The organism is Actinomadura viridis, from assembly GCF_015751755.1.
In the GTDB taxonomy this organism is placed as follows: domain Bacteria; phylum Actinomycetota; class Actinomycetes; order Streptosporangiales; family Streptosporangiaceae; genus Spirillospora; species Spirillospora viridis.
On sequence record NZ_JADOUA010000001.1, the window covers coordinates 7,721,667 to 7,743,007 of the forward strand.

General features: G+C 71.4%; 20 protein-coding genes. 12 read left to right on the plus strand and 8 right to left on the minus strand.

Annotated elements, in window-relative coordinates:
- Nucleotides 1–11 precede the first annotated feature (11 nt).
- Both IW256_RS35095 and IW256_RS35100 read right to left on the minus strand, forming a co-directional pair.
- Nucleotides 12–344 (minus strand): hypothetical protein, encoded by a 333-nt coding sequence (locus IW256_RS35095; RefSeq protein WP_197015030.1) that lies wholly within the window; start codon nt 342–344, stop codon nt 12–14.
- Nucleotides 345–1,196: 852 nt separating this feature from the next.
- Nucleotides 1,197–1,802 (minus strand): hypothetical protein, encoded by a 606-nt coding sequence (locus IW256_RS35100; RefSeq protein WP_197015031.1) that lies wholly within the window; start codon nt 1,800–1,802, stop codon nt 1,197–1,199.
- 355 nt (nt 1,803–2,157) lie between these two features.
- Between IW256_RS35100 and IW256_RS35105 the strand changes: the two genes are divergently transcribed.
- The 4 genes from IW256_RS35105 (at nt 2,158) to IW256_RS35120 (ending at nt 6,314) form a co-directional block, all read left to right on the plus strand.
- Nucleotides 2,158–2,583, plus strand: coding sequence for an STAS domain-containing protein (locus IW256_RS35105; RefSeq protein WP_197015032.1), 426 nt, complete (start codon nt 2,158–2,160; stop codon nt 2,581–2,583).
- A 175-nt stretch (nt 2,584–2,758) separates the two neighbouring features.
- Nucleotides 2,759–3,214 (plus strand): hypothetical protein, encoded by a 456-nt coding sequence (locus IW256_RS35110; RefSeq protein ID WP_197015033.1) that lies wholly within the window; start codon nt 2,759–2,761, stop codon nt 3,212–3,214.
- Nucleotides 3,215–3,278: 64 nt separating this feature from the next.
- Entirely contained in the window at nt 3,279–4,316 is a 1,038-nt protein-coding gene (locus IW256_RS35115; protein WP_197015034.1) for a LacI family DNA-binding transcriptional regulator, read from the plus strand.
- Nucleotides 4,317–4,880: 564 nt separating this feature from the next.
- Entirely contained in the window at nt 4,881–6,314 is a 1,434-nt protein-coding gene (locus IW256_RS35120) for an alpha-amylase (protein WP_197015035.1), read from the plus strand.
- A gap of 77 nt (nt 6,315–6,391) precedes the next feature.
- Here IW256_RS35120 and IW256_RS35125 read toward each other — a convergent pair whose 3' ends face one another.
- Entirely contained in the window at nt 6,392–7,591 is a 1,200-nt protein-coding gene (locus IW256_RS35125; RefSeq protein ID WP_231404056.1) for a cytochrome P450, read from the minus strand.
- A gap of 342 nt (nt 7,592–7,933) precedes the next feature.
- Between IW256_RS35125 and IW256_RS35130 the strand changes: the two genes are divergently transcribed.
- Nucleotides 7,934–8,521 (plus strand): SecDF P1 head subdomain-containing protein, encoded by a 588-nt coding sequence (locus tag IW256_RS35130; protein ID WP_197015036.1) that lies wholly within the window; start codon nt 7,934–7,936, stop codon nt 8,519–8,521.
- A gap of 259 nt (nt 8,522–8,780) precedes the next feature.
- Nucleotides 8,781–9,203: a G5 domain-containing protein gene (locus IW256_RS35135; protein ID WP_197015037.1), complete on the plus strand. Its 423-nt coding sequence runs from the start codon at nt 8,781–8,783 to the stop codon at nt 9,201–9,203.
- A gap of 119 nt (nt 9,204–9,322) precedes the next feature.
- On the opposite strand, the gene IW256_RS35140 is transcribed toward IW256_RS35135, so the two are convergent.
- From IW256_RS35140 to IW256_RS35155, 4 genes are read right to left on the minus strand one after another with little or no spacing between them, the layout of a single operon-like run.
- Nucleotides 9,323–10,756 carry an aldehyde dehydrogenase gene (locus IW256_RS35140; protein WP_197015038.1) on the minus strand — a complete coding sequence of 478 codons (1,434 nt, stop codon included), beginning with the start codon at nt 10,754–10,756 and terminating at the stop codon, nt 9,323–9,325.
- A gap of 44 nt (nt 10,757–10,800) precedes the next feature.
- The gene (locus IW256_RS35145) at nt 10,801–12,261 is read right to left on the minus strand and encodes a peptide MFS transporter (protein ID WP_197015039.1); all 1,461 of its coding nucleotides are present in this window, start codon (nt 12,259–12,261) and stop codon (nt 10,801–10,803) included.
- Between the two features lie 14 nt (nt 12,262–12,275).
- Entirely contained in the window at nt 12,276–13,343 is a 1,068-nt protein-coding gene (locus tag IW256_RS35150) for a threonine aldolase family protein (protein WP_197015040.1), read from the minus strand.
- Nucleotides 13,336–14,598 (minus strand): amidohydrolase, encoded by a 1,263-nt coding sequence (locus IW256_RS35155; RefSeq protein ID WP_197015041.1) that lies wholly within the window; start codon nt 14,596–14,598, stop codon nt 13,336–13,338. Before IW256_RS35155 ends, IW256_RS35150 begins: the two co-directional genes overlap by 8 nt.
- 188 nt (nt 14,599–14,786) lie before the next feature.
- On the opposite strand from IW256_RS35155, the gene IW256_RS35160 reads away from it, so the two are divergent.
- Nucleotides 14,787–16,361, plus strand: a complete 1,575-nt coding sequence (locus tag IW256_RS35160) for a GMC family oxidoreductase (protein WP_307829293.1) — start codon at nt 14,787–14,789, stop codon at nt 16,359–16,361.
- Nucleotides 16,362–16,381: 20 nt separating this feature from the next.
- Nucleotides 16,382–17,806, plus strand: coding sequence for an aldehyde dehydrogenase family protein (locus IW256_RS35165; protein ID WP_197015043.1), 1,425 nt, complete (start codon nt 16,382–16,384; stop codon nt 17,804–17,806).
- Here the strand turns inward: IW256_RS35165 and IW256_RS35170 are convergent.
- Nucleotides 17,794–18,585 (minus strand): IclR family transcriptional regulator domain-containing protein, encoded by a 792-nt coding sequence (locus IW256_RS35170; protein ID WP_197015044.1) that lies wholly within the window; start codon nt 18,583–18,585, stop codon nt 17,794–17,796. The two genes, IW256_RS35165 and IW256_RS35170, sit on opposite strands and share 13 nt — an antisense overlap.
- Before the next feature lie 104 nt (nt 18,586–18,689).
- Between IW256_RS35170 and IW256_RS35175 the strand changes: the two genes are divergently transcribed.
- The 4 genes from IW256_RS35175 (at nt 18,690) to IW256_RS35190 (ending at nt 21,333) form a co-directional block, all read left to right on the plus strand.
- On the plus strand, nt 18,690–19,304 hold the full coding sequence (locus IW256_RS35175; protein WP_197015045.1) for an NADPH-dependent FMN reductase: 615 nt from the start codon (nt 18,690–18,692) through the stop codon (nt 19,302–19,304).
- Between the two features lie 69 nt (nt 19,305–19,373).
- Nucleotides 19,374–19,889, plus strand: a complete 516-nt coding sequence (locus IW256_RS35180) for a DUF4863 family protein (RefSeq protein WP_197015046.1) — start codon at nt 19,374–19,376, stop codon at nt 19,887–19,889.
- Between the two features lie 43 nt (nt 19,890–19,932).
- The gene (locus IW256_RS35185) at nt 19,933–20,631 is read left to right on the plus strand and encodes a nitroreductase (RefSeq protein WP_197015047.1); all 699 of its coding nucleotides are present in this window, start codon (nt 19,933–19,935) and stop codon (nt 20,629–20,631) included.
- Nucleotides 20,632–20,655: 24 nt separating this feature from the next.
- Nucleotides 20,656–21,333, plus strand: coding sequence for a haloacid dehalogenase type II (locus tag IW256_RS35190; protein ID WP_197015048.1), 678 nt, complete (start codon nt 20,656–20,658; stop codon nt 21,331–21,333).
- Nucleotides 21,334–21,341 lie beyond the last annotated feature (8 nt).

Here is a 21,341-nt window from a genome sequence, read left to right on the forward strand (position 1 = left end):
CCGGCTGATCGTCAGTCGTCGCAGCCGTGTGAGTCCTCGTTCACGCCCATGGGGATGAACGTCATGTTGGCCACGTTGCCCGCCATGGGGCCGAACGTCACGTTGCCGACATTGCCGACGGAGCCAGGTTCGCAGTCGTCCTCCCGCGAACCGCAGTGCTCGCCCTTGCCGAAGACCCGTTCGAAGTTCAGACCGTGGTCTATTTTTCTCCCTTCGGTCCAGTCGCCCCTACCGAGAGAGCTGCTGGCCTCTGCGGTGCCCGTCCCAAGCCAGACGGTTCCCACGGCCGCAGCCAGAAGTGCGGAAGACTTAACAATCTGCACGATGACACCTCCAAGTTCCATTCGTGGCATGTTGCTGATTCGCGTCGTGTATACCCCGCCGAGCGGCGACAAACACGCGCCGCAGGATATGTCACCTGCGCCAGAGTAAACTTACATAAAAGCGGTCCGAGGTCACATGTTCTTCGCCGAACCTACAAATAGGACTTCTCTGGCATGGCGCGGTTTGCGGGGTTGTAGATCATGGATGGCAGATTATGGATGGTCTTGGCGAGTCTGGCCGAGAATCCCATCCGAGCACTCAAAGCGGCTCTTCCGGATCTAGCGTGGGAGGTGTCCGCAGCGCAGCCTCCAGCCCGGCCGGGACCCCCGCTCTGATCGTGTCGATACGCGGGTGAGCAGGGTCCGCCCTGGCGGGGTCGGGGTGGCCATAGGCGGCGATGAGCTGCTGGTAGATCCAGTGAGTGACCTCGACGGGGGCGTGATCCACCTCATGACCTCACCGCTCGTCCTCGGCCACGGCCGCCGGCTCTGGGCACAGACGCCGGACAAGACCGCGTGGACGCTCAGCGAAGCGACGGTGTACGGCGACAGCACCCTGCTCACCGTCTACCGACGCATATGGTCGGGGCTCGCTGCTCTCCGGCGGGCGGCTCAGCGGGGCGCTTGCCCGGCATGCCGCCAACATCCGATACGCGATGCATGCTGGGAACTGCCCGGCGCGTGGAGCCGTGGGGTGCGAGGGCGTGTCTCGAAGTGGCCTCGGCCACCGCGCGAGCGCGTTGGCTGCCAGGTGGGGCGATGCCGGAGGCGAGCCTCGCCGGGCAGATCGCGAAGCGATGTCGCGCTCGCACAGGCCCGGTCAGGGCGCGAGCCGCCAGGCGAGCGCCGTGGGCCGGGACTTTGAAACCGAGCCTAGGCGGCGCCGGCGGCCTTCAGCGCCGCGCCGAGCCACTCCAGCAGCTCGATGTCGGCGCGGCAACAGCGGTTCCGCTCCTGGCGGCGTTCGGCCCAGAAGATGATCGTGTCGTCGTCCGGGTGATGGACGCGGAGATCGACGAGGGCGCCTTCCCGCTCGATCTCGAAGTGGTCGGCCTCGTGCTCGCCCGGCGGCACCCGCACGATCTCGATGCCCTCCTCGGCCCGCATCGCGGTGACGGCGTCCCGTAGCCGTGACGGCCCGCGCAGGATGACGCTTTGAAGGGGCCGTACGAGCCTTCCCGGGTCCTGCCCGGCGAGCCAGACGGCTCGGTGGCCGCCGATCTCGCCGCGCCGCAGCCAGGCGGGCAGGGGCCCGTGCGCCTGCTCGACGGCGACGGCGTCGCCGTCGAGTCCGAGCGAGAGCAGATGGGCGGCGAGTTCGTCGGCCTCGCGGGTGCTCATGAACCCGGTACGGAAGAGGTGCTCGTCCTCGATGTAGTCGTGCCGGGTGGGCGCGAACGCGTCCAGCCCGCCGGGAAGGGCGTCGTCCGCGACGGCCGTCCGGACGACCACGCTGGCGAACTCGACCCCCAACGCCATGACCGTCTCCTGCCGCCCCGCGCCGCTCTCGGCCGCCGTATGTGCTCCTGACGCTCCGGATGATAACGGCCCGCTCCGGGGCGCGGGCCGAGTATCCATCCAGGCGCTCACGCCGCCATTGAGCGATGTTTCGTCGCGGTCATGACCCGGCCGTCGATGCGCTCCTAGAAATGTGCGACTCAATGTGCGACGTTTCTTTGGTGCCATCCGATGGAATCGAGGCGAATTCTCCCCGGAGAAGCTGCCGGATTCCTGTGGCCACCATTCGTCAATTAAGCGTTTTTGGGCCCCCAGGTAATGTTTGGACTGATGTGAGTGGGCATGTTCCAGGCGTCGATCTGGGGAAGGAGAGACGGTGACCACCACATCCGAGCACCCTGTCAGGCGGCCGCCCGTGTCCGGCTTTCCTAGGGGGCCGAGTTCGTCCGCACGCCTGTCGGTGACGGTTCGGCGGCAGGGCGGCTGGACGGTTCTCGTCATGCGCGGCGAGTTGGATCTGGGCACCGTGGAGGTGCTGGAGGACACTTTCGCTGAGCAGCTCATGGATGCACGGAGCCGAGGGGATCGGCCCGCGTTGGCTCTGGAGATGAGCCGCCTGAAGTTCTGCGACTCCTCCGGCCTGAACGCGCTTCTGCGGTCATGGAAAGCGATCCAGGCCGCTGAGGGCCGGCTGGTGCTGATCGCGCCCGCGCGCCAGCCCGCACGTTTGCTGCGGACCACGGGATTGGACCGCAGGCTGCCGATCCGTTCCGAGCCTCCGGACGTCCTCGCCGGCCGGTAGAAACGAACGGCGACCGGAGGAGAGGCCCGCGGGACGAGAGGCCCCGGGGGCCTCTCCCTGTGATCCTTCCCTGTGACCCCGTGAGCGGGCCGCCCTGAGGACCGGCGCGAGCCCGGTGCCCTGCCCCAGGTCTCCCGGACCGACGGGCCTGCTTTCGGAGGTCGGGCCGGGGGCCATGTCCCGCTGGGTCGAGGTGCGCGTGGAATGCGGCCCGCGCCAGGCCCCTGGGGCCTTCGACGCGATGACCGTCCTGGTGCGCGAGGGCTGGCGCGAGGTCGACCACCGGGAGTACCCCAGCGGCAAGAAGAAGGTCTTCGCCTTGCGGGAGGGCTATCACCTGTGCGCCCATGAGGACCCGGACCGCAGCGAGTTGCGGCTCGTCGGCTCGACGACGCGAACGTTGAACGACCCGGCGAGCGTCCCGTTGGCGCCGGCCGTGCGGCCGTACGGCTCCCTCTCCCCAGGGCACTGGCGCTGCCCCGATTGTGAAGGGTGGGGGACGTGCCCGTTCTGCGACGGCGAGAGGATCTTCTTCTCCACCGGTCCGGACGGGTGCCGGAAGAGACATCGCTGCCTGGAGTGCGACTGGGGCGAATGCGCGACCTGCCGGTCCACCGGCCAGATCGCTTGACGGGCCGGCCGCTCAGGCCCTGAAGGGTGGGGGGCGGGGCGGCGTACGGAGTAGATTCATTGTCATGACAATGCGCCTCGCCGATATCGCGGGCCATGCGGGGGTCAGCGAGGCCACCGTCAGCCGGGTGCTCAACGGCCGGCCCGGGGTCGCGCCCGCGACCCGCCAGGCCGTGCTCACCGCACTGGACGTGCTCGGCTACGAGCGCCCGGCCCGGTTGCGCCAGCAGCGGGTGGGGCTGATCGGGCTGATCGTGCCCGAGCTGACCAACCCCATCTTCCCCGCGTTCGCCCAGGTCATCGAGAACGCCCTGGCCCTGGCGGGCTATACGGCGGTGCTGTGCACCCAGACCCCCGGCGGGATCACCGAGGACGACTACACCGAGCTCCTCCTCGAACGGGGCGTCTCGGGCATCATCTTCGTCAACGGGCTGCACGCCGACTCGCGTTCGGACCGCACGCGCTACACCCGGCTGCTCGACCGGCGCCTGCCGATCGTCCTCATCAACGGCTACCGGGCCGACATCAGCGCGCCCTACGTCTCCAACGACGACATCGCCTCCCTGGAGATCGCCGTCGCGCACCTCGCCTCGCTGGGCCACCGGCGGATCGGGCTGGCGGTCGGGCAGGAAAGGTTCGTCCCCTCCATCCGCAAGACCGAGGGTTACCGCAAGGGGATGGCCGAGCATCTGCGGACGACCGACGTGGACGACCTCATCGTCGACAGCCTGTTCACCGTCGAAGGCGGCCAGGCCGCCGCGAAACGGCTCATCGACCAGGGCTGCACCGCCGTCTGCTGCGGCAGCGACATCATCGCCATCGGCGTCATCCGCGGCGCGCGCCAGTGCGGGATCCGCGTCCCCGAGGACCTGTCGGTCGTGGGGTTCGACGACTCGCCCATGACCGCCTACCTCGACCCGCCGCTCACGACCGTCCGCCAGCCCGTCCGGGAGATGGGCCTGGCCGCCGTCGGCAGCCTGCTGGAGGAGATCAACGGCACCCCGGCGCCGCGTACGGAGCTGCTGTACCGGCCCGAGCTCGTCGTCCGGAAGTCCACCGCGCGCGCCCCCGCCGAACTCGCCGTGGTCGCCGACACCGACTGAACCGCCGGCCGCCCGGCGCGTCGCCCTCCTCTCTCGGGCCTCCTGGCCGCAGGACCCTAGCAACTACTTGCAAAATATGGAAGCAGTTGCAGTGACCGGCCTGCAAGGCGAGTCGATCTGACACCAAGTGCGCCCAGCGTCTGTCTGCACACGCCTAATTGCCGCTGTTCGCTGAGGTCATGGAGCCGGGCGGCCGAAAGTTTTTGCAAGAACATTGAAAGGATCATGAAAGAACATGTAACTTCCCGGCAACACGGGTGAAACCCGGCCCGGCGAGTGGCGCCGTCCGGTCTCGGCACCCCACGTGATCGGAGGACGCACCCGTCGACCAGTGAACGGACGAGCAGAGGAAGGAGCGCGTGATGAGACGACGACCCCGCTCTCCCGCCGTGCCGGCCGCGGACCGTTGCCGGCGACACCGGTCAGGACCGCGACACGACCCGTCCACGTCCAGGTAAGGGCGTTCCGCGCCGGTGCCCAGGATCCCTGGACGGCCCTGGACGACCGGTGCCACGGCCCCGAGTGACTTCCCCCGCCATCTCGAGCACGGAGAGAAGTTCCATCGTGCGCAGAATCGCCATCGACCTCGCCCTCGCCGCCACCGCGGCGGCCTTCACCGGAGTAGTGCTCACCCCCGTTCCCGCCCAGGCCGAGCCCCAGGCCGAGCCCCAGGACGCGCCCCGCGCCGCCGCGGCCGGCAAGGACGTGATCGCCAACCTGTGGTCCTGGAACTGGAAGTCGATCGCCGCCGAATGCACCGACGTCCTCGGCCCCGCCGGGTACGCGGCGGTGTGGGTCGCCCCGCCCGCCGAGTCGCTCTCCCAGCCCCAGCACAACTGGTGGGACATCTACCAGCCCTACAGCTACAAGCTCAGCGGCCGGTTCGGCAGCGAGAGCGACTTCACGAACATGACCTCGGCCTGCAACGGCGCCGGGGTCAAGGTCTACACCGACGCCGTCATCAACCACACCGCCGCCAAGACCGGCACCGGTTACGACGGCACCCAGATCGGCGACAAGTACCAGCCGCCGATGTACTCCCGCGGCGACTACAACGTCGACGTGTGCGATCGCACCATCAGCAACTGGAGTGACAAGTGGGAGGTGCAGAACTGCGAACTGCTGGGCCTGCCCGACCTCAAGACCGGTAGCGACTCCGTCCGGGACAAGATCGCCGGCTACCTGAACGCGCAGATCGCCGCCGGCGTCTCGGGCTTCCGGGTGGACGCGGCCAAGCACATGCCCGCCGGCGACCTGGAGGCCATCGTCGGGCGGCTCGACAGGACGGCCGACGGCTCGGCCCCGTTCGTCTTCCACGAGGTCTACCCGGGAAGCCCGCCCTCGGTCGACGAGTACTACGGCAGCGGCAAGGTGCTGGACTTCGGTTACGCCGACCAGCTCAAGGGCGCTTTCCAGGGGGACATCGCCCAGCTGACGAACTTCGGGAACGGGCTCCTTCCCGCCGGGAACTCGGTCTCGTTCGTCACCAACCACGACACCGAGCGCAACGGGCGCCACCTCACCTACAAGGACGGTGACACCGCCGTGCTGGCGAACGTCTTCCAGCTCGGCTGGAAGCACGCGGCGCCCACCGTCTACGCGGGCTTCACGTTCGACGACCCCGAGGGCTCGCCGCCCGCCGACGGCGACGGGTTCGTCACCGGCACCGACTGCGGCTCCGGCTGGTACTGCCTTGACCGCGACCCGCGGATCACGGGCATGGTCGGCTGGCGGAGCGCCGTCGGCGACGCGGACGTGACCGACAAACAGTCCCCGCTGGGCAACGTCATCGGGTTCGGCCGGGGCCAGGCCGGGTTCGTCGCCATCAACAACGGCGGCGACGCGGTCACCGCCACCTTCACCACCTCCATGCAGGACGGGACGTACTGCAACGTCCTCGACGGCTGCGCGACCAAGGTGGAGGTCTCCGGCGGCAAGGCCGCCATCGCCGTCCCCGCCAAGGGAGCGGTGGCGATCCACACCGGGAAGACCGCCTGACCATTCCGATCATCCCCGGGCGCGGCCTGGTCTCCGAGACGGGGCCGCGCCCGGGGCTCAGGCGTTCCGCGGGCCTTTCACCAGGTCACCTGAAGCGACCGGAGCCCGTACACCGCGCTGAACTCCCGGAACGGCACCGTCTCGTACGGCTCGGCCAGCGCGAGGCGGGGGAACCGCCGCAGCAGCGCGGGGAAGGCGATGCGCATCTCCATCCGGGCCAGCGGAGCCCCCAGGCAGTGGTGCGCCCCGTGACCGAAGGCGAGATGGCCGATGGCCCCTCGGGTGACGTCGAGGTCGTCGGCCGCCTCGACGAAGGCCGGGTCGCGGTCGGCCGCGGGCACCGAGACCACCACCAGCGAGTCCGCGGGGATGGTGTGCCCGGCGATCCGCACCTCGGTGGTGGTCGCGCGTACGGGGAGGGCATGCACGATGGACAGCCACCGCAGCAGTTCCTCGACGGCGGGCTCGACCCGCGCGGGATTGTCGCGCACCATGGCCAGCTGGTCGGGGTGGCGCAGCAGCGCCAGGGTGCCCAGGCCGAGCATGTTCGACGTCGTCTCGTGCCCGGCGATCAGCAGCAGGGAGGCGATGCCGGCCAGTTCCGCCTCGCTCAGGTCGTCGCCGTGCTCGCGCACCAGCATGCCGAGGATGTCCTCGCCCGGCTCCGCCCTGGCCTCGGCGACGAGCCGGGTCATGTAGGCGCGGCTCTCCCGCTGCGCCGCGAGGCGCCGTTCGAGGGGGGACGAGGCGTCCACCAGCCGGGCGGACCGTTCCTGGAACTCCGCGCGGTCGGAGTACGGGACGCCCAGCAGCTCGCAGATCACCATCGACGGGACCGGCAGCGCGAAGTTCGCCACCAGATCCGCGGGCCGGCCCGCCCGCTCCAGATCGTCGAGGGCGGAGTCGACGATCTCCACGATGCGGGGCTCCAGGGCGCGCATCCGGTGCCTGGTGAACTCCGGGGTGAGCATGCGCCGCAGCCGCGTGTGCTCCGGCGGGTCGTAGCCGATCAGGTTCCCGGCCTGGATCTCGGCGAGTTCCTCCCCGGTGACCTCGGCGTCGGGCGGCAGGAACAGCCGGGCGCGGGCGCTGCTGAAACGGACCGGGTCCGCCAGGACCTCCCGCGCGTCCTCGAACCGGCAGACCGCGTAGGCCGGGGAACCGAAGGGCGTGACGACGCGGACGACCCCCTCGGTGTCCCGCGCCCGCCCCAGTTCGTCCACGGGGTCGAAACGGTCGCGCCGCATGGTCAGCGGCAGCTCTGGAGCCTCGGTCATCATCCACCTTCCTTCCTCGGCTTCGTCCCCGATTCCGACGCTAGACGCCGCATCGTCAAGCTCGGGTCATGCCGGGACGGCGACGGTGGCATGGTCCGTCGGCCGGTCCGGGAAGGCGGCCGGCGGTCCGGTCAGAGCGACGCCGCCGCCAGGAGATCCGCGGCGCCGATCAGGGCGTGCCGATCGTCCTGGTCCGAGCTGATCACCGTTGGCTCTGCGGCGCCGCTCCCGCGCACGTCGCGTGAGGCTTCGGAGCCGGCCCCGGCGCCGCACCTGACACCCCTTCCAGGCCGGTGGGGAAACGGCATGGCGTGAGCAGGTGACGGCGTTCATACTGGGCCCGTGACGCCTCCCTACGGGGCCTATCCGCCCCCGCCCCCCGCCCCTCCGCCCCGCAGGACATGGCTCATTCCCGTACTGGCCCTGGCGGTGGTGCCCGTCGTGGCCGGGGCCGCACTGCTGGCCTTCCTCCTGCTGCGTGAGGAGGACCCCGCCGCCGGTGGGCCCGCGACGCTGCGCCGGCCCGTCCAGTTCCTCGCCGTCCAGGCGTCCGAGCCCGTACCGTGCAAGCCCGGCCTGCTGGCCGACCCCTCCGGCACCGAGTGTCTCCAGGTGGGGACCGGTATGGAGATCGCCCGGGTCGCCGACATCCGCGTCCAGACGCCCGACCCCGCGCGTGGCCGTACGGGCTACTCCGTGGCCATCTCCTTCACCCCGGAGGACGCCCGGACCTTCACCGAGCTGACGACGACGGCCGCCCAGGCTCAGTCCCCGGCCAACCGGATCGCCATCATCGCCGAGGGCCGGGTGCTGTCCGCCCCCGCCGTCTCCTCGCCCATCAACGGGGGCAAGGTCGAGATCAGCGGTCCCTCCGGCCAGTTCACCAAGGACTACACCACGGACCTCGTCCGCAGGATCACCGGCCGCTGAACCCGTCCCGAACAGGGCCCGGATCAGGGACCTGTTCGGCCCTCACCGCCCAGGACTCCCGTCCCTGTTCGCCCGGATGCACCGCCGAATAGCGTGATCCGCCCTACGGAACGGGAGAAGAGCGATGAGGCGTGCTGTTACGGCCGTGGCGATCGGTGTGTTATTCACTCTTGGAGCCAAGTGCGAGCCGGCCACGGAACCGGCAGCCGTGGCTTCGGGAGAGAGTACGACGGCCTCCCCGTCAGCGAGCACCTCACCGGTGGCCACACCGACGATCGAGGTACGCAGGGTCACCGAGACCAAGGCGATCCCGTTCAAGACCACGAGGGTGAACGATCCCGCCCTCACCAAAGGCACCACCAAGGTGAGGAGCCGCGGCGTCGCGGGTGCCAGGAGACTCACCTATGAGGTCACCTTCACCGACGGTGTGCAGACACGGAAGAAACTGGTCCGTGAGGCGGTCACCAGGCCGCCGGTCGACCGGGTCATCGCCGTGGGGACCAAGCGGGCCTCGCGGTGCGACCCGAACTACGGCGGTGGTTGCGTCCCCATCGCCACCGATGTCGACTGCGCGGGCGGAAGCGGGAACGGTCCGGCCTACGTGAGCGGCCCCGTTCGAGTGGTCGGCACCGACATCTACGATCTGGACCGCGACGGCGACGGTATCGCCTGCGACGACTGAGCCCGCGTTCGGCAGGCGAGATCACTCGGTCCGGGGGGCGTCGCCCGGCGACTTCCCGGTGTGGGGCCTCGGGCCCGCCGGTGCGGCGGCGAACCGGCGGGTCCGGGGCCCTGGCCTCGTCAGCAGTAGATGGACTTGAACTGCTGGTAGCCGGCCAGGCCCTCGGGGCCCAGTTCCCGGCCGATGCCGCTGTCCTTGACGCCGCCGAAGGGGGCGGCCGGGTCGGGCATGTAGCGGTTGAGGCCGATCGTCCCGGTGTGCACCCGGCGGGCCAGGCGCAGCGCGCGATCAGGGTCGGCGGACCAGACCGTGCCGCCCAGGCCGTAGTCGGAGTCGTTGGCGATCCGCACCGCCTCGTCCTCGTCGCGGTACGGGATCACGGTGAGCACCGGCCCGAAGATCTCCTCCCGGCAGACGGCGTCGTCGTTGCCGACGTCGGCGAATACGGTCGGCTCGACGAACCAGCCGCGGTCGCGGTCCGCGGGACGGCCGCCGCCGGTCGTGACGCGTCCGCCCTCGGCCCGGCCCCGCGCGATGGAGGACTCCACCCGGTCACGCTGCCGGGCCGTGGCCAACGGCCCGATCTGCGTGCCGGGATCGAGCGAGTCACCGACCGTCATCGAGCCGGCGAACGCGGTGAAGGCGTCCACGACCTCGGCGTAGCGATGGCGCGGCGCGAGCACCCGGGTGCCGAGGAAGCAGGTCTGGCCGTTGTTCGCCAGGGTGGCGACGAAGAGGTCGGCGCCGATGGCGCCGAGGTCGAGGTCGGCGTCGTCCAGGACGATCGCTGCGGACCTGCCGCCCAGTTCCAGGGTGACCGGGCGGAGCAGGCGCCCGCAGGTCTGGGCGATCTCGCGGCCGGCGGCGGTGGACCCGGTGAACGCGACCTTGTCGACGCCCGGATGCGCGACCAGATGGGCGCCGAGTTCCCGGCCGCCGGGGACGATGGTGAGGACGCCCGGAGGGAGGCCCGCGGCGATCGCCGTACGGGCGAGGAGGAAGGCGTCCAGCACGGTCTCGGGGGACGGCTTGACGACGACGGTGCAGCCGGCGGCCAGCGCGGGAGCGATCTTCATGAAGCCGAGGGTCTGCGGGAAGTTCCACGGCACGATCGCGGCGACGACCCCGACGGGTTCCCTGAGCACCTTGATGGTCCCGCCCAGCAGCCCCTGGCGGTCCTCCTCCCGCTGGTCGGCGACGAGATCGGCGTAGTAGCGCAGGAGGAGGGCCGGGTACAGGGCCTCCAGCCGGGACGCGACCGCCATCGGCATCCCGTTCTGGGCGGAGACGAGCTCGGCGAACCGGTCCTTGCGGGCTTCGATCAGGTCGGCGAAGCGGCGCAGGTGCGCGGCCCGTTCCGCGGGGTCGAGGGCCCGCCAGGCGGGGAACGCCGCGCGGGCGGCGGCCACGGCGGCGTCGGCGTCGGCCGGCCCGGCCTCGGGGACCTCGCCGATCACCTCTTCGGTGTTGGGGGAGACGACCCTGATCGTCGAACCGTTCGCCGGGGTGACCCGGTCGTCCCCGATGAGGAGCGAGTCGTAGTGCGTGATCATTGGTTTCCTTCCTTCCGCTGCTTCCGGGACGCTCGCTCGCGGGTTCACCGGGCGCCGCCCAGCATGGACCTGATCCAGGGGATCGTCAGTGCGAAGAGCGCGGCCGCCGCGAGCGAGGCGCCGCCCAGGATCGAGAAGTAGGCGCTCTCGCGCTCGGGGGAGTAGAAGCCGGCCAGCGCGCCCGAGGCGGCCGAGCCCGCCGCCGTGGACAGGAACAGCAGGGCGACCATCTGGGTCTGGAACGCCCTGGGCGCGAGCTTGGTCGACAGTGACAGCTGCACGGGTGACACGAAGAGTTCGGCCAGCGTGAACACCAGCAGGATCCCGGCCAGCGCGAGCGGCGGGTTGACCGCGCCGCCGCTCCCGGCCATGGGGAGGAAGAGCAGGAACGACAGGCCGATCAGGACGACCCCGGTGAGGAACTTGGCCGGCGTGGACGGCTCGCGGGACCCGGCGCCGGACCAGAGGGACACGAGCAACGGCGTGAGGAGGATGACGAAGAAGGGCACCGCCGAGTTGAAGAACTCGGGAGGCATGGCGAAGCCGAGGACGTGGAGGTCGACACGGGTGGCCGCGTAGATCTGGACGACCGTGAACTGCTGCTGGTAGAGCGCCCAGAACACGCAGTTGACCAGGAACATCGGGATGAGGGCGTACACGCGGCGCCGTTCCACGGGGGAGACCTTCGCGCTGCGCAGCATGGTCGCGAAGTAGCCGACGATGACCACCAGCACGACGGCGGTGATGACGGTCGCCAGGTGGCGGATCGACAGCGCGCCCGTCACCGTTCCCAGCACGATCAGGACCACGACCCCCGCCGCCGCCCCGCCCGCCTTCAGCGCGCCGGACCGCGGCAGCGGGTCCGGAACGGTACGTCCTCGGGCGCCGAGATGCCGCCGTCCCCTCCAGAGCAGGAACAGGCCGATGGCCATGCCGATCGCCGCGATCCCGAACCCGTAGTGGAAGCCCAGGCGGGTACGCGCCAGGCCGGTCAGGATCGGCCCCGCGAGGGCCCCGATGTTGAGGCCCATGTAGAAGAGCATGAAGCCGTTGTCGCGGCGCCTGTCCCCCTCGCCGTACAGGCACCCGACCGAGGAGGTCACGTTGCCGACCTGGCCGCCGCTCCCCACCACCAGCAGGGCCAGCCCGACCCAGACGCCGGTGAATCCGGGCAGCACGGCGAGCGCGACGTGGCCGAGCATGATGAGCACCGCGCTGTAGAAGAGCGTCCTCTCCGCGCCCAGGAGCCGGTCGGCGACCCAGCCCCCGATCACCGTGGAGAGGTAGACCAGGCCGCCGTACGCGCCGACGATCGACGTGGCCTCCGCCTGGGACAGGCCCAGCCCGCCCTCGGTCACCGAGAAGAACAGGTAGTACAGCAGGACGACCTGCATGCCGTAGAAGGAGAATCGCTCCCAGAGACCGACTCCCGCCAGTGTCGCCAGCCCTCGCGGCTGGCCCGCGATCGTCGCCGGTCTTTCCGGGTCCGCACTCGTTGTGGTCATGGTGGTGCCTTCCTCTAGGCGGTCATCAACGTCCTTGCCGTGGTGATGAGCGAGTCGATGTCGGTGGTGTCGGTGTCGAAGGAGCAGACGAGCCGGACGATGCCGGCCGAGGCGTCCCACAGGTGGAAGGAGAACTCGTCCGCCAGGCGCGCCGTCATGGCCGGGGGCATGGTCGCGAACACCGTGTTCGCCTGCACCGGATGGACGACCTCCACGCCCGGGACGGTCCGGAGGCCCGCGGCGAGATGGGAGGCGGCGGCGTTGGCGGCCAGGGCGTTGCGGCGCCACAGGCCGTCGCCGAGCAGCGCCGTGAACTGCGCGCCCAGGAACCGCATCTTCGAGGCCAGCTGCGTGGACTGCTTGCGGGTGTGGCGGTAGTGGCGCGCGGCGGCGACCCCGGCGGCGGTCCCGGCGAAGACGACGGCCTCCCCGAGGAGCAGCCCGTTCTTGGTGCCGCCGAACGAGAGGATGTCGACGCCTGCGGCGGTGCTGACCTCGGCGAGCGAGCACCCCGCCGACACGGCGGCGTTGGCGAGCCGGGCGCCGTCCATGTGCACGAGCAGCCCCCGCTCGCGGGCCCAGGCCGCCAGTCCGGCCACCTGCTCGGGCCGGTACACCGTGCCGAGTTCGGAGGCGTTGGTGAGCGAGAGGATCGCGGGGACGACCTGATGCTCGCCGCGGCGTCCGCGCGGCAGGGCGGCCTCCAGCCCTTCGGGGGTCAGCAGCCCGCCCTCCGCGGGGACGGGGAGCACGGTGCTGCCGGTGAAGCGCGCCGGTGCCCCGCACTCGTCGGTGTGCAGGTGCGCGTCGGCCGAACACACCACCGCCTGGTACGGGCGCAGTGCCGCGGCGAGGCCGGAGACGTTCGCGCCGGTGCCGTTGAACACCAGGAACGCCTGGCTGCCGGCGCCGAACTCCGCCGCGAGCAGCTCCCCCGCCCGCGCGGTCCAGGCATCGGCACCGTACGCCGGCGCGTGGCCGGGGTTGGCCGCCGCCACCGCGGCCAGCACCTCGGGGTGCGCGCCGGAGGCGTTGTCGCTGCTGAAGCCCCGGCGGGGCCGCGGGGGCGGGAAGTCAGGCACGGCCGTCGCCCAGCCACTCCATGCCGGCGGCGACCAGCGCGCTCACCCCGGTGGTCAGCGTGGGCCGCACGACCGGCGCGAAGAGCGGGGAGTGGTTGGACGGGATCTCCTGGTCCACCGTGCCCGCCTCCAGCGCGGCGGCGTACGCCCCGGGGTCGGCGCCGCCCAGCGCCCAGAACACCGACGGGGCGCCGCTGACCTCGCCGAACTCGCCGAAGTCCTCGCTGCCCATGATCGGCGGGATTGCGGAGACCGCGTCCTCGCCCAGCAGTGCCCGCAGGCCGCCGGCGACCCGTTCCGTCGCGACCGGGTCGTTCACGGTGGGGGTGAAGCCGAACAACTCGGCGAACTCCGGTGGCCGGGGCGAGCCCGAGGCGGCGCACTCGGCCTCGATGATGCGCCGTACGGAGGCGACCATGCGCGCGCTGACCTTCCGGTCGAAGCTGCGGACGCTGAGGCTGAGATCGGCGTGGTCGGCGATGATGTTGGCCTTGGTCCCGGCGTGCAGCGCGCCGACGGTCAGCACCGCCTGCTCGTTCGCGGCGACCTCGCGGGCGACGATGGTCTGGAGCCTCATCACCGCCGAGGCCGCGAGCACCACCGGGTCCACGCCGGACTCCGGCCGGGAGCCGTGCGCGCCCCGCCCGTACAGCCGTACGTCGAATCCGTCCGAGGCGGCCAGGAACGGGCCGGGCCGGTATCCCACCGTTCCCGCCGGATAGGGGAAGACGTGCTGGCCCAGTACGATGTCGGGCTTGCCGGTGACGTCGAACAGGCCGTCGGCGATCATGCGTTGGGCGCCGCCGCGTCCCTCCTCGGCCGGCTGGAACAGCGCCACGAGCGTGCCGGACCAGAGCCCGGCCGACGCCGCCATCAGGTGCGCCGCGCCCAGCAGGCAGGTCACGTGGACGTCGTGTCCGCAGGCGTGCATGAGCGGGACGACCTCGCCCGTCTCGTCCGTCGTGGTCGCCGTGCTCGCGTAGCCGAGCCCCGTCTTCTCCTCGACGGGCAGGGCGTCCATGTCGGCGCGGAGCACGACGGTGGGGCCGGCGCCGTTGCGCAGCACGCCCACGACACCGGTGACGCCGATCCCTTCGGTCACCTCGAACCCGTCCCGGCGCAGCCGCCCGGCGACGATGCCGGCCGTCCGGTGCTCGGTGTAGGCGAGTTCGGGGTGTGCGTGCAGATCCCTGTAGACGGCCTCGAGGTCCGGTAGGGCCTCGGGGAGGGATCGCAGCACGTCCACTGTGGGCATCGCAGCTCCAAATTCTGTTCGATTAACGCACTTCTGTGCGGTAATGCACGCATCGTAGAGCGGCCTCGCGCTGCTGGCAATGGTCGATTTCGCTGGAACGCCACGTCAGGGCGTTGCGTCCGCCGGTCGAACGACGTAGCGTGGCCTCGGAACAAGTACGAACATCTGTGCGTTAATCGAACACAGGAGTGGAAGCCTTGAGCGAGAACGGCTGGGATCTGATCGTCGTGGGCGCGGGCTCCGCGGGGGCCGCGCTCGCCGCCCGCACGGCGGAGAAGGGCGCGCGGGTCCTGCTGCTGGAGGCCGGCCCGGACTACCGGGCCGCCGAGATGGCGGAGGTGTGGCGGTCGCCGAACCCGATGCGCGCCCTGCTCGACCCGGCCGCCTGTGAACGCCTCATCTGGCAGGGCCTCACCGCGACCCGGACCGACCGGCAGGCGCCGGCGCCGTTCTGGCGGGGCCGCGGCGTGGGCGGCAGTTCGGCGGTCAACGGGCAGATCGCGATCCGGCCCCCGATGGAGGACTTCGACGACTGGGCCGCCGCGGGATGCGCCGGCTGGTCGCCGCGGGACCTGCTGCCCTACTTCGCGAAGCTGGAGGACGACGAGGAGTTCGGTGACGCGCCCTACCACGGGCGTGGCGGCCCCATCCCCATCCACCGGACGCCTCGGGACGAGTGGGGCGCGGTCGACGCGGCGCTCCACCGCGCGGCCGGCGCGGCGGGCCACGGCTGGGCCCCGGACGTGAACGCCCCCGGCGCGACGGGGATCTCCCCGTACCCGATCAACTCCCGCGGTGGCCGCCGGGTCACGACGAACGACGCCTACCTCGAACCGGCCCGGCGCCTGCCCGGCCTCACCGTCCGGGGTGACGCGCTGGTCGACCGCGTCCTCGTCGAGGGCGGGCGGGCCGTCGGCGTCCGGGTCCTCAGCGGCGGCGCCGTGAGCAGCGAACATGCGGATCTCGTCGTGCTGAGCGCCGGAGCGATCCACACCCCGGCGATCCTGATGCGGTCGGGCGTCGGCCCGGCCGGCGACCTGCGCGCGCTGGGCATCGAGGTGGTACGGGACCTGCCGGTCGGCCAGGGACTCCAGGACCACCCGGTGGTCTTCGTCGGCATCCCGCTGAACGGCGGGTCGGCGGTGCGGACGCCCGACGACCGGCACACCAACCTGTGCGTCCGCTACTCCAGCGGCGATCCGGCGGGGCAGCCGAACGACATGCTGATCTCCTCGGGCAACCAGAACGTGCTGGCGATGGAGTTCGCCGACATGCGGTTCGGCGCCGGCGCCTTCGGGGTGTGGGTCAACCAGGTCTACTCCCGGGGAACGGTGAGCCTGGCCTCCTCCGACCCGGCCGTCCAGCCCGAGGTACGCGAACGGATGCTCGCCGACCCGCGCGACCTCGCCCGGCTGCGGGCGGGCGTCCGGCACCTCGTCGACCTGGTGCGCGGGGACGAGGTCGCGCCGATCACCGCCTTCTCGCCGGACCGGCTCAACGCGGACCTGCTCGCGGTCGTCGACGACGACGCCGCGCTGGACGACCACCTGCTCGCCACCGCGTACGACGCCCAGCACGCGACCAGCACCTGCGCCATGGGCGATCCGTCGGACCCCGCCACGGTGGTCGATCCCGACTGCCGCGTCCTGGGGCTGGACGGGCTCCGCGTGGTGGACGCCTCGATCTTCCCCACCGTGCCCCGGGCCAACACCAACCTCGTGGCGATCATGGCGGGCGAGCTCATGGCGGACCGGCTCGGCTGACCGGAGAGAACAGGACGATCATGCGAACACTGCGCAACCTGATCGGCGGCGCCTGGGACGCGTCCGCCGGCCCCGCCCTCCTCGACCTGGTGAACCCCGCCACGGAGGAGATCGTGGCCCGGCTCCCGGCCGGCTCGCCGGACGACGCCGACCGCGCCGTCGCCGCGGCCACCGCGGCACAACCCGGATGGCGGGCGCTGCCCGTCGCCGAACGGGTGCGGCGGATCGGCGAGTACGCCGGCGTCGTCGCCGCGCACGCCGGCGAGCTCGCCGAACTCCAGTGCCAGGAGATGGGACAGCCGGTCGGCCTCGGCCGGCCCTTCGTCGAGGGCGCGGCGGCGGCGCTCAAGGCCGACGCCGAAGCCGCCCTGACCTACCCGTTCACGACGCCCATCGAGAACGGGGGCCAGGGCACGGCCGAGATCGTCCGGCATCCGCTCGGGGTCACGGCGGTCATCACACCCTGGAACTTCCCGGTCGCCACCCTGCTGACGATCATCGGGCCGCTGCTGGCCGCGGGCAACACCGTCGTCGTGAAGCCGTCGGAACGATCCCCCCTGTCGGCGGTCCGGCTGTGCGAGCTGCTCACCCTCCCGGACGGCGTGGTGAACCTGGTGCTCGGCGACGCGCGGGCCGGGGCGCCCCTCGGCGAGCACCCCGGGATCGGCCTCGTCCACTTCACCGGATCCGTCCCCGCGGGCAGGGCGGTCGGCGCCGGTGCGGGGCGCCGGCTGCATCGCGCCATCCTGGAACTCGGCGGCAAGGACCCCGTGATCGTCGACGCGGACGCCGATCCGGTCGCCACGGCCGCGGCGGTCGCGCGCGGCGCCTTCCTCAACTCGGGCCAGATCTGCACCTCCATGGAGCGCGTCTACGTCCACCGCGCCATCGCCGGCCGGTTCGTCGACGCGCTGGCGGACGCCGCGCGCGGGCACACCCTCGGCGACGGGCACGACGCGTCGACCGTCCTGGGGCCCCTGGTCGACCGGCGCCAGCGCGATCTGGTCCACGGGCACGTCCGCGACGCCGTCGCCAAGGGGGCACGGATCCGCACCGGCGGCGAAGTGCCCGCCGGACCGGGCTTCTTCTACCCGGCCACGGTGCTGACCGGCGTGGACGACTCGATGGCGATCATGACCGAGGAGACGTTCGGCCCGGTCGCCCCGGTACGGGTCGTCGACTCGTTCGAGGAGGGGGTGCGGCTCGCCTCGCGGTCACGCTTCGGTCTCGCGGCGACCGTGTACACCGGGGACCCCGGCCATGTGGACGCCGCCCGCGCCATCCCCGCCGGGATCCTCTGGGTGAACGCGTGGCAGGGCGGCGGCCCGGGGAGGATCTACGAGCCGGCAGGGCACAGCGGCATGGGCGCCTGGGGCGCGCACGCCGCCTACGACGCCGCGACCCGCCCGGCGACGATCCACGTCGCCCCGGCTCAGACGAGCTGATCGTGCAGTTCGTCAGCGGCCTCCCGCAGGAGAGGCAGGACCTCGCCGCGCATGACCTCCGCCGAGAACCGCTCGATGTTGCACCCGACGTGCATGGCCGCGATCACGCGGCCGTCCCAGCGGCGCAGCGGGACGGCGATCGAGTGCGCGCCCACCTCGACGTCGTTGGCCACGTAGCAGTAGCCGTCCCGGCGGATCCGGTCGAGCGCCACCTCGTCCACCGAGCCGCCCGCGGCCTCGACCGCCGCCAGCCCGCGCGCGCTCTCGTCCGGTGGCAGGCACGCCAGGAGGACCTTGCCCAGCGAGGAGAGCGCCGCCGGGGTCCGGAAGCCGATCCCGCTGCCCACCTGGATCAGGCGGTTGGGCACGGCACGGGCGATCATCACCGCGTCCGCCCCGTCGAGGACCGCGACCGAGCACGCCTCCTGCAGCCGCGCGCAGATGCGGTCGCAGACGGGCTGCATGACGGCGCTGGTCACGTTGGAGGTCAGGTAGCCGGAGGCGAGCCGCAGGATCCGCGGGCTGAGCTCGTAGGCACGGCCGTCGGCCACCAGGTAGCCGAGATGTTCGAGGGTCAGCACCGCCCGCCGCACCGTCGCGCGCGAGAGCCCGAGCTCACGGGCGATGTCGGCCTGCGTCAGCCGCCTGTTCTCGGCGGAGAACGCCGACAGCACGGCCAGCCCGCGCGCCAGGGCCTCGGAGAAGTCCGCCGCGTTCGGCACACCGGCGATCCGCCGTTGCCGCCGTGCCTCGCTGTCCTGGTCCGTCAAGCGCCCCATGTGGCCTTCCGTCTCGTGGTCCGGGCTCCCAAGGTAGCGCGCGAACTTATGTGCGGCAATCGGACGACCGTTCCCTCCCCTCGCCACCGAAAGGGCACCCGAGCATGTCCCCCCTGACGTTCGTCGCGATCTCCGGAAGCCTGCGGCGCGGCTCCCACAACACCGGCCTGCTGCGCGCCCTCCTGCGGCTGGCTCCGCCCGATGTCGCCATCGACCACTTCGAGGACCTGGGCGCCCTGCCCCACTTCGACCAGGACCTCGAAGACCGTCCGCCCGCCGCCGTCGCGGACCTGCGCCGGCGCGTGCGGGAGGCGGACGGCGTCATCATCGCCACGCCCGAGTACAACTCCTCGATCCCCGGCGTCCTGATGAACGCCCTCGACTGGCTCTCCCGTCCCGCCCACGACCCGAGCCTGCGCGCCAAGCCCGTCGCCGTGCTCGGGGCCTCGCCCTCCCAGTTCGGAACGGCCCGCGCCCAGCTCGTCCTCCGCCAGGTACTGCACCGTATCCAGGCCCCCGTCGTCGCCCACCCCGAGGTCACCGTCTTCCGATCCCACGGTCGGTTCGACGCCGACGGCGCCTTGACCTGCGACGAGACCACCGAGGGGCTCTTGCGGGACCTGCTGTCCGGGCTGATCCACCTGGCGGCGCCCACCTCCACGCCGTCCCGGGCCCACGCGCCGGGCTCGCGGCCGCGTTCCGTTCAGGTACAGGCGTGATCGATGGCCGTGACACGGCCCCGCTGGCACCCCGTGCACTCTCAGACCCCCACCCGAGGAGGCAACGTCATGACATCCAGTCCCCGCGCCCTGATCGAGCGCAGCATCCCCTTTCTCTCGGAGGTCAGGAACCGCACCGCCGGGCCCGAACTGGAATCCTGGCTCAACCGGACCTACGGGCCCGGGTCCTCCCTGTGGGACGACCTGGCCGCGATGGTCACCGATGGAGTGAAGGCGGGCTGGGCCGCGAACATCGAGGTGGACGGCCAGAACTACCGGCGCAGCCGGATCGCCGACCCCAGCGAGGAACTCCACTACTTCAGCATCACCGCCGTCTACATGAACAGCGTCCCGCCCTATCGCGGCCAGTACCACCAGCATCCCTACGGGGAACTCAACCTCGTCGTACCGCTTGACGCCCAGGCTCGCCTGGCGGGCCCGCTCGGCTGGTCGGGCGCCGGGTGGACCGCACCCGCACCGGGCAGCCACCACTATCCCGAAGTGAAGGGTGGCGCCCTGATCGCGCTTTTCTACCTGCCGGCGGGACGCATCTCCTACGACATCACTCCCCCCGATGGCGCCTGAGGGCCGGACGATGAGACCGGCGAACGCTGGACGGCGGGCCGCGGTGAGCGTCGAGGAAGCCCTGCGCACCCGCCATGCCGTGCGGGCCTTCCTGCCGGCGCCGGTGGCACGCGAAGAGGTCGAACGGCTGCTCGCCCTCGCCTCACGATCGGCGAGCAACTCCAACACCCAGCCCTGGCGGGTTCATGTCCTCATGGGAGCGGCCAAGCACCGGCTGACGAGCGCGTTGCTCGAAGCGTTCGACAGCGGCCGGCGCATCCCGGAGGCCGAGCTGGAGTATCCCTACCAGCCCGCGCCCGACGCCTGGCCGGAGCCCTTCGGGGCACGGCGGCGCCGCTTCGGAGAATGGCTGTACGGCGACGTGCTGGGGATCGACCGGGGCGACGCGGTGCTGCGAGCCGCCTACCACGCCCGCAACTACACCTTCTTCGGCGCCCCGGCCGGCCTGGTCGTCACGGTCAGCCGGCATCTGCTGTCCGGCGCGCTCGTCGACGCCGGGCTGTTCCTGCAGGCCCTGATGCTCGCCGCCCGCGCGGCGGGGCTGGACACCTGCCCTCAGGCGTCCTTGATCCATTTTCACCCGGTCCTGCGCGACCAGCTGGGGATACCCGACGACCAGATCATCGTGTGCGGCCTCGCGCTGGGGTACGCCGACCCCGATCACGTGCTCTGCGCGCATCGCACCGGCCGTGAGCCCGTGGAGAGCTTCACCGTCTTCCACGATGACGTCCCGACGGATTGATCACCCAGGAAGGAATCCGACAAGTTGCCGATCTCTGAAGCACTCGCCTTCGACGTGTACGGAACCCTCGTCGACCCCGTCGGGATATCGAGGCGGCTGGTGGAGTACCTGCCTCTCGCCGACGCGGTTCGGGTCGCCGAAGCGTGGCGCCGGAAACAACTCGAGATCAGTTTCCGGCTCACCGCCATGGAGCGGTACGAGGACTTCGGCTGGTGCACCCGCAAGGCCCTGGACCACGCGCTCGCCCTCGTGGACCAGGAGGTCGGAGCCGATGCCAGGGAATCACTGATCGCGCACTACGACGACCTCGAACCGTACCCCGACGCGGCCCCGGCACTGAGAACGCTGCGCGACCGGGGGCAGGTCCTGGCCGTGCTGTCCAACGGCGCACCGGCCATGCTCGACGCCCTGCTGGAGGCCACCGGCCTGCGGCGGTACTTCGACGAGGTCATCAGCGTCGACGAGGTGCGCGCGTTCAAACCATCCCCCCGTCCTTACCACCACGCCGCCGAGCGCCTCGGCCGTACGCCATCGCAGGTGCGCCTGGTGTCGTGCAACTCCTTCGACATCATCGGCGCCGAGTCCGCCGGGCTCCGCGCGGCCTGGGTCGACCGCTCGCGCGGCGCGTTCGAACCGGACGGCACGCCGCCGGACATCGTGATCGGATCACTGGCCGACCTCCCCGGCGCGCTCGCCTCATAACCCGGTGA

Excerpts from the sequence above, each read along its gene's own strand:
- IW256_RS35095 (WP_197015030.1), bottom strand. The coding sequence starts at position 344 with ATGGAACTTGGAGGTGTCATCGTGCAGATTGTTAAGTCTTCCGCACTT.
- IW256_RS35100 (WP_197015031.1), bottom strand. The coding sequence starts at position 1,802 with ATGGCGTTGGGGGTCGAGTTCGCCAGCGTGGTCGTCCGGACGGCCGTC.
- IW256_RS35110 (WP_197015033.1), top strand. The coding sequence starts at position 2,759 with ATGTCCCGCTGGGTCGAGGTGCGCGTGGAATGCGGCCCGCGCCAGGCC.
- IW256_RS35115 (WP_197015034.1), top strand. The coding sequence starts at position 3,279 with ATGACAATGCGCCTCGCCGATATCGCGGGCCATGCGGGGGTCAGCGAG.
- IW256_RS35125 (WP_231404056.1), bottom strand. The coding sequence starts at position 7,591 with ATGACCGAGGCTCCAGAGCTGCCGCTGACCATGCGGCGCGACCGTTTC.
- IW256_RS35140 (WP_197015038.1), bottom strand. The coding sequence starts at position 10,756 with ATGATCACGCACTACGACTCGCTCCTCATCGGGGACGACCGGGTCACC.
- IW256_RS35145 (WP_197015039.1), bottom strand. The coding sequence starts at position 12,261 with ATGACCACAACGAGTGCGGACCCGGAAAGACCGGCGACGATCGCGGGC.
- IW256_RS35155 (WP_197015041.1), bottom strand. The coding sequence starts at position 14,598 with ATGCCCACAGTGGACGTGCTGCGATCCCTCCCCGAGGCCCTACCGGAC.
- IW256_RS35165 (WP_197015043.1), top strand. The coding sequence starts at position 16,382 with ATGCGAACACTGCGCAACCTGATCGGCGGCGCCTGGGACGCGTCCGCC.
- IW256_RS35170 (WP_197015044.1), bottom strand. The coding sequence starts at position 18,585 with ATGGGGCGCTTGACGGACCAGGACAGCGAGGCACGGCGGCAACGGCGG.
- IW256_RS35175 (WP_197015045.1), top strand. The coding sequence starts at position 18,690 with ATGTCCCCCCTGACGTTCGTCGCGATCTCCGGAAGCCTGCGGCGCGGC.
- IW256_RS35180 (WP_197015046.1), top strand. The coding sequence starts at position 19,374 with ATGACATCCAGTCCCCGCGCCCTGATCGAGCGCAGCATCCCCTTTCTC.